At 70.0% G+C, this 13,359-nt stretch carries 14 protein-coding genes; 3 read left to right on the top strand and 11 right to left on the bottom strand.

Translation table 11 applies throughout. From position 1 onward, the window contains the following. Positions 1-63 precede the first annotated feature (63 nt). Positions 64-885, bottom strand: coding sequence for an ABC transporter ATP-binding protein (locus ACI2L1_RS21620; protein ID WP_404740960.1), 822 nt, complete (start codon positions 883-885; stop codon positions 64-66). Continuing rightward, a complete protein-coding gene (locus ACI2L1_RS21625) occupies positions 878-1,795 on the bottom strand; it encodes an ABC transporter permease (RefSeq protein ID WP_404740961.1) in 918 nt (305 codons plus the stop codon). Before ACI2L1_RS21625 ends, ACI2L1_RS21620 begins: the two co-directional genes overlap by 8 nt. Before the next feature lie 307 nt (positions 1,796-2,102). On the opposite strand from ACI2L1_RS21625, the gene ACI2L1_RS21630 reads away from it, so the two are divergent. After that, on the top strand, positions 2,103-2,729 hold the full coding sequence (locus ACI2L1_RS21630) for a TetR/AcrR family transcriptional regulator (RefSeq protein WP_404740962.1): 627 nt from the start codon (positions 2,103-2,105) through the stop codon (positions 2,727-2,729). Between the two features lie 3 nt (positions 2,730-2,732). Here ACI2L1_RS21630 and ACI2L1_RS21635 read toward each other — a convergent pair whose 3' ends face one another. Then, entirely contained in the window at positions 2,733-3,437 is a 705-nt protein-coding gene (locus ACI2L1_RS21635; protein WP_404740963.1) for a Crp/Fnr family transcriptional regulator, read from the bottom strand. A gap of 131 nt (positions 3,438-3,568) precedes the next feature. Here ACI2L1_RS21635 and ACI2L1_RS21640 point away from each other — a divergent pair, with 131 nt between their 5' ends. Continuing rightward, positions 3,569-3,823, top strand: a complete 255-nt coding sequence (locus ACI2L1_RS21640; RefSeq protein WP_404740964.1) for a YciI family protein — start codon at positions 3,569-3,571, stop codon at positions 3,821-3,823. A 259-nt stretch (positions 3,824-4,082) separates the two neighbouring features. On the opposite strand, the gene galE is transcribed toward ACI2L1_RS21640, so the two are convergent. From galE to ACI2L1_RS21660, 4 genes are all read right to left on the bottom strand, one after another. Beyond that, positions 4,083-5,063: a UDP-glucose 4-epimerase GalE gene (gene galE, locus ACI2L1_RS21645; RefSeq protein WP_404740965.1), complete on the bottom strand. Its 981-nt coding sequence runs from the start codon at positions 5,061-5,063 to the stop codon at positions 4,083-4,085. Between the two features lie 57 nt (positions 5,064-5,120). Next, a complete protein-coding gene (locus tag ACI2L1_RS21650; RefSeq protein ID WP_404740966.1) occupies positions 5,121-5,258 on the bottom strand; it encodes a hypothetical protein in 138 nt (45 codons plus the stop codon). A gap of 56 nt (positions 5,259-5,314) precedes the next feature. After that, positions 5,315-5,869, bottom strand: coding sequence for a hypothetical protein (locus ACI2L1_RS21655; RefSeq protein WP_404740967.1), 555 nt, complete (start codon positions 5,867-5,869; stop codon positions 5,315-5,317). 130 nt (positions 5,870-5,999) lie between these two features. After that, positions 6,000-6,470 carry a MarR family winged helix-turn-helix transcriptional regulator gene (locus ACI2L1_RS21660; protein WP_404740968.1) on the bottom strand — a complete coding sequence of 157 codons (471 nt, stop codon included), beginning with the start codon at positions 6,468-6,470 and terminating at the stop codon, positions 6,000-6,002. Positions 6,471-6,570: 100 nt separating this feature from the next. Here ACI2L1_RS21660 and ACI2L1_RS21665 point away from each other — a divergent pair, with 100 nt between their 5' ends. Beyond that, a complete protein-coding gene (locus ACI2L1_RS21665) occupies positions 6,571-6,984 on the top strand; it encodes an organic hydroperoxide resistance protein (protein WP_020139062.1) in 414 nt (137 codons plus the stop codon). Positions 6,985-7,081: 97 nt separating this feature from the next. Here the strand turns inward: ACI2L1_RS21665 and ACI2L1_RS21670 are convergent, their stop codons facing one another. The 4 genes from ACI2L1_RS21670 to ACI2L1_RS21685 form a co-directional block, all read right to left on the bottom strand. Then, positions 7,082-9,436 carry a CDP-glycerol glycerophosphotransferase family protein gene (locus ACI2L1_RS21670; protein ID WP_404740969.1) on the bottom strand — a complete coding sequence of 785 codons (2,355 nt, stop codon included), beginning with the start codon at positions 9,434-9,436 and terminating at the stop codon, positions 7,082-7,084. A 137-nt stretch (positions 9,437-9,573) separates the two neighbouring features. Next, positions 9,574-10,482 (bottom strand): carbohydrate ABC transporter permease, encoded by a 909-nt coding sequence (locus ACI2L1_RS21675; protein ID WP_404740970.1) that lies wholly within the window; start codon positions 10,480-10,482, stop codon positions 9,574-9,576. Further along, positions 10,479-11,822, bottom strand: a complete 1,344-nt coding sequence (locus ACI2L1_RS21680; protein WP_404740971.1) for a carbohydrate ABC transporter permease — start codon at positions 11,820-11,822, stop codon at positions 10,479-10,481. Before ACI2L1_RS21680 ends, ACI2L1_RS21675 begins: the two co-directional genes overlap by 4 nt. Positions 11,823-11,826: 4 nt before the next feature. Then, positions 11,827-13,206 (bottom strand): ABC transporter substrate-binding protein, encoded by a 1,380-nt coding sequence (locus ACI2L1_RS21685; RefSeq protein WP_404740972.1) that lies wholly within the window; start codon positions 13,204-13,206, stop codon positions 11,827-11,829. Between the last annotated feature and the right edge of the window lie 153 nt (positions 13,207-13,359).

Raw genomic sequence — 13,359 nt, forward strand, 5'->3', positions numbered from 1 at the left:
ACTGTGAAGTCCCGGGCGCCCCCGTCGTCGTAGAGGAGCGGGAGCGGAGCAGGATCCGTGGGCTCAGGCGGCTGCCTTGGGCTTGGCCCTGTCCTTGTCCGGGCCGCCCGTGAAGTCCTCGTAGGCCGCCAGGACCTCGTCGGTCGGGCCGTCCATGCGCAGTTCGCCGCGCTCCAGCCACAGGACGCGGTCGCAGGTGTCGCGGATGGACTTGTTGCTGTGGCTGACCAGGAAGACCGTGCCCGCGTGCTTGCGGAGCTCGCGGATGCGTTCCTCGGAGCGCTTCTGGAAGGAGCGGTCGCCGGTGGCCAGGGCCTCGTCGATGAGGAGGACGTCGTGGTCCTTGGCGGCGGCGATGGAGAAGCGCAGCCGGGCCGCCATGCCGGAGGAGTAGGTGCGCATCGGGAGAGTGATGAAGTCACCCTTGTCGTTGATGCCGGAGAAGTCGACGATTTCCTGGTAGCGGTCCCTGACCTGCTCGCGGGACATGCCCATGGCGAGGCCGCCGAGGTAGACGTTGCGCTCACCGGTCAGGTCGTTCATCAGGGCCGCGTTGACGCCGAGCAGGGAGGGCTGGCCGTGGGTGTGGATACGGCCGTTCTCCACCGGGAGCAGGCCCGCGACCGCCTTGAGCAGGGTCGACTTGCCGGAACCGTTGGTGCCGATCAGGCCGATCGCCTCGCCCTTGTACGCGACAAAGGAGACGTTCTTGACGGCGTGCACCTTGCGTACGCCCGCCGCCTTCTCGGTCTGCCCCCGGCGCAGCATGCGGTTGAGGGCTGCGGTGGCGGAGCCCTTGCCGGCGCCGGTGCCGTTGACGCGGTAGATGATGTCGACGCCGTGGGCGACGACGGTGGGGACCTTGCTGTTGTCGATGTCAGCCACGGCCGTACGTCTCCTCAGCCTTCCAGAAGTAGATGAAGCCGCCGACCCCGGCGACCAGCGCCCAGGCCGCCGCGATCGCCCACACGTGGTGCGGCAGCTGACTGGCATGGAAGCTGTCGATCAGGGAGTAGCGCATCAGGTCGATGTAGACGGCGGCCGGGTTGGCCTGGAGGACGGGGACCACCCAGGACGGCCAGTCGTGGTGACCCTTGGCCAGCTTGTCGATGCTCCACATCACACCGGAGACATACATCCACGTGCGCAGGATGAACGGCATCAGCTGCGCGATGTCCGGCGTCTTGGCCCCCATCCGCGCCATGATCATCGAGACGCCCGCGTTGAACGTGAACTGCAGCACCAGTACCGGGATCGCCAGCAGCCAGGACGCGGCGACCGGGACGCCGAAGCAGAGCAGGATGACGACCAGGGCGGCCATCGAGAACAGCAGCTGCTGGAGCTGCTGGAGGCAGAAGGAGATCGGCAGTGCGGCCCGCGGGAAGTGCAGGGCGCGGACCAGGCCGAGGTTGCCGGAGATCGCGCGGGTGCCCGCGAGGATCGAGCTCTGTGTGAAGGTCCAGATGAACACGCCCGTGACCAGGAACGGGATGTAGTCCGGCACGCCCTTCTTCGTCCCGAGCAGCACACCGAAGATGAGGAAGTACACCGTCGCGTTCAGCAGCGGGTTCATCACCTGCCAGACCTGGCCCAGCTTCGCCTGGCTGTACTGCGCGGTGAGCTTGGCGGTCGAGAACGCGGTGATGAAGTGGCGGCGTGCCCACAGCTGGCGGACGTACTCGGGCAGCGAGGGACGGGCGCCGCTGACCGTGAGTCCGTGACGGGCGGCCAGGGCCGCGAGGTCGTCGTCGGTCGGGGGCGCTGTCGGGGGCGGTGTGTCGAGAACCTGGCTCACATCCGCTGCTTTCGTTCGGGGGGTGGGGGGTGGGGCGCATGCGGCGGGTGGGTCCGTCACCTGACGTTTCCTTACGTGATTCTTCACGTTCTCTTACGTCGGGACGGGACCGTATCGTCGCAACGTGAGCGTAGGACGAGTGAGCGTCGGAACGCAACCGTTTCGTCGTGACGAATGACGATGGAACGTAACCGTATCGTCGTTACGGACGTTGTCGGAACGAGACCGTTTCGTCGTAACGAGTCGCGTCGGAGCCAAGCCGCGTCGGAACGGGACCGTTTCGTCGCTACGCCCTATGCTGGACCGCATGACGACCAACGCCGACGCGCCGCAGACCCGTCCGCGCCGCCGTGCCCCGGCAGGAGCCGCCGTACTCCGTGAGGATGTGACGGAAGCCATTCGGGCGGCCGTCTTCGAGGAGCTCGCGGCAGTCGGATACGCGCGGATGTCGATCGAGGGCATCGCGCGCCGCGCTGGAGTCGGCAAGACCGCCGTCTATCGTCGCTGGCGTTCCAAGCTGCACCTGGTCCTCGACGTCGTCTCGGAGATCGCGGTGATGGGCCTGCCGGTGCCGGACACGGGCTCGCTGGAGGCCGATCTGCGGATGCTGTACGAGGTGACGTCCCGGGCGCTGCGGCACCCGGTGGCCTCGCAGATCATCCCGGATCTCCAGGCCGAGGCGGCCCGTAACCCCGAGATCGCCGAGGCCCTGCAGAACGCGCTGCAGAAGGGCCAGGAGGGCGTCGCGAGCAAGATCATCATGGCGGCGGAGCGGCGCGGCGAGATCAGTCCCGGCATCAACGACGAACTGGCCCTCGACCTGATCTCCGGTCCGCTGTACTGGCGCTCGGTGGTGATCCGCAGTCCGAAGCTGCCGAAGGGGTACCTCGGAGCGCTGGCCCGGGCGACGACGGCGTCGCTGAAGGCACTCTGAGCCTCAGTCGGCCGCCCGGCCGGTGTCCGGCACCGCGCGCAGGGCGAGGAGTTCCGGGGCGAGCACAGGGATCCTGCCGCGGTTGTCCGCCGGGCCGATCAGTCCGTCCCGCCGGAGCCGGGACAGCGCCCGGTTGACCGTGACGCGGGTGACGCCGAGGAGGTCGGCGAGTTCGCGCTGGCCGCCGGGGAGGGAGACATGGCCGTCGGTTCCGTTCTCGCTCAGCGCCTCCAGCAGCCAGGCCGCCAGACGGGCCTCACAGGGCAGGGTGGCCGTGTCCGTGAGCCGTTCCTGCTGGGCGCGGGACTGGGCGGCGAGAAGGCGGAGGACGTGGGCGCGTACCGCCGCTGAGTCGTCCAGCAGCGCGGTGAATCGTGCCCGCGGTACGGCCCGTACCGCGCACGGGGTGAGCGCGGTGAATGTCGCCGTGTGGCCGGCCCCGTCGAGCAGCGCCACCTTGTCGAGTGCGCAGGGTCCGGCCCACGTTCCGAACCGGACGACGCGTCCGGTGGCCGTCGTGGCGGAGGCGGACGCGGTGCCGTCGAGCAGGACGAGCAGGTGGTCGGCGGGGGCACCCTGGCCGCGCAGGGTCTCGCCAGGGGCGTGGTGGCGGGGGACGGAGGTGTCCCACAGTCGGCGTAGGTCGGGGTCGGGGAGCGCGGCGAACAGCGGGACGTCTTGGAACCGCTGCCAGGTGGGTGTGGACACGGCGGCTCTTTTCCCTCGCTGTATCGGCTGATACAGACCTGTGCGGCGGGCCGAGCCTAGCGTCGTCGTGTCGACCGGCGGCCAGTCGTCGGGTCGACCCGTAGCCATGGGAAGGGGACCTTGTGCTTGTCGTGGAACTTGCCTTCACCTCCGCGCCCGAACGTCTTGCCGCGCGGCCGGCGCATCGTGAGGTGCTCGGTCGTCTGCATGCGGAGAGGAAGCTTTTCGCTGCGGGACCGTGGGCTGATGACCAGGGAGCGCTGTTGGTGTTCGCGGTGGGGCGGGCGGAGCTGGAGGGCATTCTGGAGGAGGATCCGTATTACCGGCGTACTGCGGGAGTCGAGGTCCGCTCGATTCGCGAGTGGACGCCGATCGTGGGTGCCTGAGGGCTCGGCGGGAAGTGTTGTCGGGCGGCTGCGGGCTTGTTGTGGCTGGTCGAGCAGTTCCCCGCGCCCCTGGGGGCGCTTCTGTCAGCCGGCCGTCACGCCGCCCAATCACCACGCCCCCGAGTCACCGCGCGACCCAAGCCACCACACCACCCGAGCCGTCGCACGCACCCGAGCCGTCGCACGCCCCCGAGCCGTCGCACGCACCCGAACCGCCGCGCCCACGCCGCCTGAACCCCAGCCCCCGCCCCCGCGCCCCCTACCCCCGAGCCGCCCCCGGATGCAACCGCACCCATCCCTCCCACGCCGACGTGATCATGTCCTGGACGTCGTGCTTGGCCTTCCAGCCGAGTTCCGTCGCCGCCAGGTCGGCGGAGGCGATGACGCGGGCCGGGTCGCCGGGGCGGCGGGGGGTGACCGTCGGGGGGCGGTCGTAGCCGGTGAGGGCGTTGACGCGGTCGATCATCTCGCGGACGGAGACGCCCTCGCCGCGGCCGATGTTGACGGTGAGGTCGCGGCCGGGGGAGGACTGGAGGGCGCGGGCGGCGGCCACGTGGGCCTCGGCCAGGTCGGCGACGTGGATGTAGTCGCGGACGCAGGTGCCGTCGGGGGTGTCGTAGTCGTCGCCGAAGATGCGTGGGGCGGCGTTCTCCGTGAGCTTCTCGAAGACCATCGGGATCAGGTTGAAGACGCCCGTGTCGGCCAGCTCGGGGCTCGCCGCGCCCGCCACGTTGAAGTAGCGGAGGCAGGCGGTGGCCAGGCCCGTCGCGTGGCCCGTGGCGCGGACCAGCCACTCGCCGGCCAGCTTCGTCTCGCCGTACGGGGACATCGGCGCGCACGGGGTGTCCTCCGTCACCAGCGGGACGTCCGGCATGCCGTACACCGCCGCGGAGGACGAGAAGACGAATGAGGGGACTCCGGCCGTTGTGACCGCTTCCAGGAGGACGCGTAGGCCCTCGACGTTCTCCCGGTAGTAGTGCAGCGGCCGGTCCACCGACTCGCCGACCTGCTTCTTGGCCGCCAGATGGACCACGCCGGTGACCTCGTGGTCGGCCAGGGTGTGCGCGACCCGCTCGGCGTCCAGTGTGGAGCCCGTCACCAGCGGCACGTCGGCCGGGACGCGCTCGGCGATGCCGGTGGACAGGTCGTCGTACACGACCGCCTGCTCGCCCGCCTCGGTCATCGCCCTCACGACGTGCGCCCCGATGTAGCCGGCGCCGCCGGTGATCAGCCAGGTCATGTACGGCCGTCCTCTCGTCGGTTGACCCGTGTCGTCTGTCGGCCCCTTGGCCGCGTATCAGTGAAGCAGGCGGTCGGGCTCGACGGGTGTCACCGGGGCGACCGCGTGGGAAGCAGGGGACACCTGTGGCGCCGTCGTCGAGCGCCACACGCGCGTGAAGGAGAGCGCGGCGGCCAGGCCCAGCAGCCAGATCATGCACTGCGGGCTGATCACGCGACCGTGAAGAGCAGTACGGTGGCCAGGGCGGCGTCCTACGGGGGCGCAGGCGCCCGGCGCCGGGCCGCCAGCCGCTGCAGCGGCAGAAGGCCCAGTGCTACGACGGTCAGCGCGAGGGAGATGTGTGCGACCGTCGGGACGTGCGGCCCCGTGTACTCCAGCGCGCCGTACTGGTACCGCACCTTCCCCGGCCGGCGTGCCGTGCCGGGCATGGTCGAAGGGTGCAGGGGAACGCCAGTGCCGTCGTGCCCGTCACCGCGGCCGCGGTCCACGCCGACCTGTTCGCCCGGCCCCCTCGGGAGACCCGTCAGCAACAGGATGGGCCATAGCTTCACCAGGGCGCCGAGCGCGGCGAGCGTCCCGCACGCACGCGTGGAGCGCGCGGACGCCATGAGGGCGAGCACCGCGAGGGCGGTGCCCTGGACGTCGTAACGGGCGGGAAGGATGGGCAGGAGCAGGGGGAGGCCGCCGACCCAGAGGGTGGCGCCGAGCAGGGTGCGGCCGGGGCGAGTGCCCGCGCGGGTGAGCGTCAGGGCGCCCGCCGCGTCGGTGGCGAGGGTGAGCGCGACTAGCGCCTGGAAATACGGCACCCCCGGCAGCAGCCCGGGGAGAGCAGGAGCGGTCCTGCGCCCGGCGGATACTGCCAGCGTGTGTCGCGCACCGGGAGGCGCCGTGCGCGAGGACGCCGTACCAGTGGTGGTAGAGCCTCCGGACCTCGCTTCAGCGGCCGCCTGTGGCTTCGGTCCGCGCCGCCGTGTCCAGCATCGAGGTGAGCTCGTCCAGCCGGGTGCGCAGATCGCGGATCTCGTCGACGTCGAAGCCGGTCGCCGCGGCGATCCGGCGGGGCACCTGAAGCGCGAGTTCCCGCAGTGCCGTCCCCTCGTCGGTGAGCCGCACCTCGACCGAGCGCTCGTCGCGGGTACTGCGTTCCCGGCGTACCAGACCGGCCGCCTCCAGCCGCTTGAGCAGGGGGGACAGTGTGCCGGAGTCGAGGCGCAGGTGTTCGCCGAGCGTCTTCACCGGCAGATCGCCGTGCTCCCACAGGACCAGCATCACCAGGTACTGGGGGTAGGTGAGCCCCAGGTCCTTGAGGATCACGCGGTAGACGCCGTTGAAGGCGCGGGACGCGGCATGGAGGGAGAAGCAGATCTGCTGGTCGAGTCGGAGCCAGTCGGTCGCGGGCGTGGTCATGTCTCCAGGGTAGCTCTTACCCGCCATTTAGTTGTGCACAACTGAATTGTGTGCTCTACTTGCGCCAACGACAGGACTCACCCCCAAGGGATGGTTTTCCATGGACGCGCTCTACACCGCAGTCGCCACCGCCACCCACGGCCGCGACGGTCGTGCCGTCTCCAGCGACGGCAAGATCGACCTCAAGCTGGCCCCGCCGGTGGAGCTGGGCGGCAACGGAGAGGGCACTAACCCGGAGCAGCTGTTCGCCGCCGGTTACGCCGCCTGCTTCGGCAGCGCCCTCGGTCTCGTCGGCCGCCAGGCCAAGGTGGACGTGAGCGACGCCGCCGTCACCGCCGAGGTCGGCATAGGCAAGCAGGGCGAGGGCTTCGGCCTCAAGGTCGCCCTCCGTGTCGAACTGCCCGACACCGTGGACGCGGAGACCGGCCGCAAGCTCGTCGAGACGGCCCACCAGGTCTGCCCCTACTCCAACGCCACCCGCGGCAACATCGAGGTCGAGCTCGTCATCGAGTAGGTCCGGAAAGTCGACTCGGTACCCCCGGAGATCCAACTCGGCACCCCGGAAAGCCGATTCGGCAAGTCCGAGGAGCAGACTCACCGCCCGCGCCCCCTCAGGGGCGCGGGCGTCCCGTTGGGCGCCAAGTCGACGGGGGGGTCGGGGTGGGGTGCGAAGGGCTGGACGGCATGCGGGTCCCCCAGAGGGTTTCGGTGATCGGCGTGTCCGTCGCGGGACGGGGCACAGTGGGCAGCGGTGAGCGGCCGAGCGCTGCCGCCGCCGACGGCACCGGGTGGCGCTCCGCCGGCGGTACCGCCGGCGGCAACTTGGTCTCGCCCAGCACGACATGGCGTACGACCCGCTCGGCGGCGCGGCCGTCGTCGTACGGGCAGAAGCGCTCGCGGAACGCCGAGCGCAGCTGGGTGGAGCGGGAGCCGCGCCAGTGGCCGGTGGCGAAGATGTCGGTCAGTTCGTCCACGCTGCGCGCCACCGCGCCCGGCGCGAAGGACCGCAGGTCGAAGTAGGTGCCGCGAGCCGCCTCGTACGCCGCGTAGTCGTCGTCGGTGGCGTGGATGACGATCGGCCGGTCCAGGTTGGCGTAGTCGAACATCAGGGACGAGTAGTCGGTGACCAGGGCGTCCGAGGCCAGGCACAGGGACTCGACGCTCGGGTGGTCGCTGACGTCGATGACCCGGGCCGTCGCGGGGGAGACGAGCGGGCCGCCGTGCCGGTGGTGGGCGCGGGCCAGGACGACGAAACGCGGGCCCAGGCGGCGCAGGAAGCGTTCCAGGTCGAGGGTGGCGCGCTGGGTGCGGCGGTAGTCGCGGTGGGTCGGCGCGTACAGGATCGCGACCGTGCCCTCGGGGATGCCGAGGGACTCGCGCAGCCGCCGTACGTCCTGCGAAGTCGCCCGCTGGAACACGTCGTTGCGAGGATGGCCGTAGGGGAGCATGGTGTAGCCGCCGGGGTATACCCGCTCCCAGGTCAGGGTGGTGTGGCGGTTGGGGGACAGGAGGTAGTCCCACCGGTCGACATCGCTCAGCATCGCGTCGAAGTCCAAGTCGCCCGCCGCTGCCGGGCGTTCCCGGAGGTCGAGACCCATGTGCTTGAGGGGCGTGCCGTGTTGGGTCTGGATGAGGACCTGGCCGGGGCGCTTGACGAGGCGGCGGTCGAAGTCGGTGTTGTTCACGAGGTACTTGGAGCGGGCGAGTGCCGTCCAGTAGGCGGCCGTGCCGGGTCGGATCCGGCGGGTCGCGGTCGGGATGGTGCGGTGGTGCTCCGGGCGGGCGATCCACGCGGTCCGGATGTGCGGGACGAAGGTGCGGAACGCCTCCTCCAGCGCCCCAGGGCTGCAGCCGTGCCCGCGGCCCCCGTACGCGGCGAACACGGCACGGTCCCCGCGCAGGGGGAGGCGGAGCTGGACGCGGTAGTGAAGCTTGAGGGCGGCCGCGTGCAGGGACTTCGCGAGGTGGACGACCGGCCTGGTGGCGCGGTGACCGAGCCTCTGGGTCAGTTCCACGAGCCGGTGGGTGCGGTACAGGGCCAGCCGGATCACCGTGTGGCGCAGCCGGGAGCGCACCGGGACCGGGTGACCCGGGGTGCGGTGGGCGCGGTAGTGGTCGCGGGCCCGCCGCAGGAACTCGGCGCGGGCGCCGCGCGGGAGGCGGTCCCGCGCGGTGAACACCGTCCACAGGTGGTCGACCATGCGGCGGAACAACACCGGCCGCCACTGGGTGAGTTGGGGACGCGAGTCGACGTACGCGAAGACCCTGTCGTACTGGTCGAGGACGTCGAAGTGGCCGCGGCCGATGGGGCCGGGGGCGCTGCCCCGGCGGCGCTGCCGGTGGTGGACGCAGACCCGGTCGAGGGTGGCGACCGACTCGGCGGTCATCAGGGCCGGGCAGGTCCAGGCCGTGTCCACGTAGTAGCCCGACGGGAAGGCGAAGGCCTCGCGCTCGACGAACTCCCTGCGGTACGCCTTGTCCCAGGCCGCGGCCCGCACCCGCAGCAGCCCCGGACGGTCCTCAAGGCGGAACGGGGCCGGGCCCTGCTCGGAGAGCAGCCCCGCGAAGGTGCCGCCAGCGGTCTCGCCCGACCACTGGGCGAGCGCGTGGTCGTAGACCAGGACGTCCGGCTCGCCCGTCTCCTTCAGCCGGTCGGCGATCGCCCGCAGCGCGTGCGGGGCGAGGGTGTCGTCGCCGTCGAGGAACACCAGGTAGTCGCCCGACGCCTCCGCCGTCCCCGCGTTGCGAGCGGGACCGAGGCCCTTGTTCCGTGGCAGGTGGACCACCCGTACGCGCGGATCGCGGGCCGCGAACTCGTCGGCGATCTCACCGCACGCGTCGGGCGAGCGGTCGTCGACCGCGATCAGCTCCAGATCCTCGTACGACTGTGACAGCACCGATTCCAGGCAGGCGGGCAGATAGGCCTGAACCCTGTACGCGGGGACGATGACACTGAACCTGGGCACGGCACATCCATGGGTCGGCGCGGGCGGTCTGCCCGGGAACGCCCCATGAAGGCGCTTGGTTACGATCCGTACGGCATTCGGGCGAACGCGAAGGGGCGGACCTGGGTGGGCCCGCCCCAACGTGCCTTTCGCGCGGGCTACTTGACGGCGCCCGCCATCACACCGGACACGAACTGCCGCTGGAACGCGAAGAACACGATCAGCGGGATCACCATGGAGATGAACGCACCCGGGGCCAGCACGTCGACGTTGTCGGCGAAGGCGCGCATCTGGGTCTGAAGAGCGACCGTGATCGGCTGGCTGTCGGCGTTCGTGAACACCAGGGCGATCAGCATGTCGTTCCACACCCACAGGAACTGGAAGATGCCGAGGCTCGCGATCGCGGGCCCGCCGAGCGGCAGCACCACCCTTGTGAACAGGCGCAGTTCGCCCGCGCCGTCGAGCCGGGCCGCCTCCAGGAGTTCACGGGGGATCTCCGCGAAGAAGTTCCGCAGCAGGAACACCGCGAACGGCAGGCCGAAGCCCGTGTGGAACAGGACCACGCCGAAGATGTTGCCGAACAGGCCGATCTTGCCGAAGAGTTCGGCGATCGGGATCAGCGCCACCTGCACCGGCACCACCAACAGGCCGACCACGCCCATGAACCACCAGTCGCGGCCCGGGAAGTCCATCCATGCGAACGCGTAGCCCGCGAGCGCGCCGATGACGATCACCAGAAGCGTCGCCGGGACCGTGATCAGCACGGTGTTGAGGATGGAACTGGTGATGTCGCTGTTGTGCAGGAGCTTGTCGTAGCTGTCGAAGGTGAGTTGGGACGGCTTGCTGAAGACCGTCCACCAGCCGCTCGCGGTCAAGTCCTCCGGGCTGCGCAGCGAGGAGATCAACAGCCCGATCGTCGGCACCAGCCAGAACAGGCCGACGAGGACGAGAAACACACTGACCACGCCACCGCTGACGCGTTCCACGAGCTTGGAGCCGAGGGACTGCCTCGCTTTCGCGCCCTGGGCCGCCGCCGTCCCGGGGAGCCTTTCGGCCTGGGTCGTCATCGCCGTACCTCCCGCCTGAGCCGACGAATGTTGAACCACATCACCGGGATGACGAGCAGCAGCAGGAACACCGAGATGGCGCTCGCGATGCCCGGCTGGTCCTCGGAGAAGCCCTTGCGGTACAGCTCGAGCGCGAGGACGTTCGCGTCGTCCTGCGAGGAGCCCGGGGGGATGATGAAGACCAGGTCGAAGATCTTCAGGACGTTGATCATCAGGGTGACGGTGACGACCGCGAGGACGGGCGCCAGCAGCGGGACCGTGACCCTGCGGAAGACCTGCCACTCGCTCGCGCCGTCGACCCGGGCCGCCTCCAGGAGCTCCCGGGGGATGCCCGCGAGCCCGGCCGCGATCAGCACCATCGCGAAACCGGCCCACATCCAGATGTACGACCCGATGATCGCCGGCGTCACCAGCGACGGGCCGAGCCAGTTCAGGCCGTTGTAGGCCTCCTTGAAGTTGCTCGCCGGAAGCCGGAGTTGGGCTCCGTCGGCCTTCTCCGAGAAGGAGAACGTGCCGTCGTCGCCCGCCTTGGCCGTCTCGACGACCTTGCCGTCCTTGACCGCTTCGACCTTCATACCGGGGTAGCCCAGCTCGGTCGGGTCGACCCCGCCGAGCGTGCCGACGCCCTTGCCGCGGGTGAAGTCCTGCCAGGTCGTGCCGGTGATCCGGCCCGGGTCGGCCTGCGGCGGTACGGCCTTCTTCGCGTCGCCCGGCATCTGCTCGGGGGCGACGCCGACCAGGGGCAGGGTGACCGTGCCTCCGGTGTGGACCGTCGCCTTGGTGATGAAGCCGCCGCCCTGGGCCACCAGCGGCGACTCCCGGCCCGGGTGGGCCTTCGGGAACGCCGAGGACGGCGCGAACGTGTCGTGCACGCCCACCAACACCGCGTTCGCGAACCCCTTGTCCGGGTCCTGGTCGTAGACCAGCCGGAAGATGATGCCCGCCGCCAGCATCGAGATCGCCATCGGCATGAAGACGACCAGCTTGAACGCCGTTCCCCAGCGCACCCGTTCGGTCAGCACCGCGAAGATCAGACCGAGCGCGGTGGCCACGGTCGGCGCGAACACCACCCAGATGACGTTGTTCTTCAGCGCCGTACGAATGCCGTCGTCCGTGAACAGCGCCTTGTAGTTGTCGATACCGGCGAAACCGTCGCCGGACTGGTCGTAGAAGCTGCGGACGACCGAGTACCCGATCGGGTAGACGACGAGCGCGCCCAGCAGCACGAGGGCGGGCAGCAGGAACAGCGCCGCCACGGTCCTTCGGGTGCCGGTCACGCTCTTGCGTGACTTGGGAGCGGCGGGGGCCTCATGGCCCCCTGCCGCCGTGGCCGACGTCATCGCGTCAGTTCCCGTAGGCGGCCGCCGCGTCCGCCTCCAGCTTCGCCTGCGTGCCCGCGATGTTCTTCGGGTTGGTCAGGAAGTCCTGCAGCGCCTTCCACTCACCCTTGCCGGGGGTGCCGCCGAAGGCCTGCGGGGCCTGGTCGGACATGTCGAAGCGGAAGTCGTCACCCGAGTCGATCAGCGCCTTGGCGATCTTCTGCTGCACCGGGTTCGGATACGCCGAGATGTCCACGTTCTTGTTCGGCGAGAGATAGCCGCCCAGCTTGGCCTGGATCGTCGCCGCGTCCGGGGAGGCCAGGAAGGTCGCCAGCGCCTGCGCCGCCTTGGAGTCCTTGAGGATCACGGCCGCGTCGCCGCCGGAGACCACGGGGGCGGTGTCACCGACCTTCGGGAACGGGAACACCTTCGCGTCGGTGCCGACCTTCGCCTTGGCCGTCTGGATGTTGACCTGCGCGAAGTCGCCCTCGTAGACCATCGCCGCCTTGGGCTGGTCGCCGCCGGTGAAGGTCTGGGTCACCGAGGCCGGGAAGTCGGTCTGCAGCGCGCCCTTCGCACCGCCCGCCACATAGTCCTTCTTGCCCCACACCTGGGCCAGCGTGGTCAGCGCGTCCTTCACGGACGGGTCCGTCCACTTGATCTCGTGCTTGGCCAGCTGGTCGTACTTCTCCGGGCCGGCCTGCGAGAGATAGATGTTCTCGAACCAGTCGGTGAGGGTCCAGCCCTCGGCGCCGCCCACCGAGAACGGGGTCACGCCCGAGTCGTAGACCGTCTGCGCGGTGGTGAGCAGCTCGTCCCAGGTCTTCGGCTCGGTGGCGCCCGCGTTCTCGAAGACCTTGGCGTTGTACCAGATCAGGGACTTGTTGGCGGCCTTGTAGTAGACGCCGTACTGCTCGCCGTTGACCTTGCCGATGTCCTGCCAGCCCTGCGAGTAGTTCTTCGCGAGCTCCGCCTTGGCCTCGGCGCCGAGGGGCTTGGCCCACTTCTTGTCCACGGCCTGCTTGATCGCTCCGGGCTGCGGGAGCATCGCGATGTCCGGCGGCTGGCCGCCCGCGACCTTCGAGCCGAGGAAGTTGATGATGGGGTCCTGCGCGGGCACGAACGAGACCTTGGCGCCGGTGCGTTTCTCGAACTCCGCGAGGACCTTCTTGAAGTTGGCCTGCTCCTCGCCGCTCCAGACGGCGGCGACCTCCAGGCTCTCGCCGTTCAGCTTGGGAAGGGTGACGCTGGTGCCGGTCTCCTTGGCGCCCGTCGCGCCTGAGCCGCTGCTCTTGTCGTCGTCCCCGCCACAGGCGGTGAGCGAGAGGGCGAGGGCCGCCGCGAGGGCGACGGCCGCGGTTTTCGCTGCCCTGGGCTTTCGGTTTGTGCTGCTCATGCTGCGCATCACGTCCCCGTTCCTCGTTCCTCGTCGAACGTTGAGGGTGTCCCGTGCGAACTGGTCTACGCCCGGAGAACGGGGTCGGCAAGGGCGCGTCAGCTGTCAAGCAGGAGATCGTTGCTGCCTCGTGACCAGTGGGGGCGCGTTGTGGCACGCCAT

It is taken from the genome of Streptomyces sp. NPDC019531, assembly GCF_044903305.1.
GTDB lineage: Bacteria > Actinomycetota > Actinomycetes > Streptomycetales > Streptomycetaceae > Streptomyces.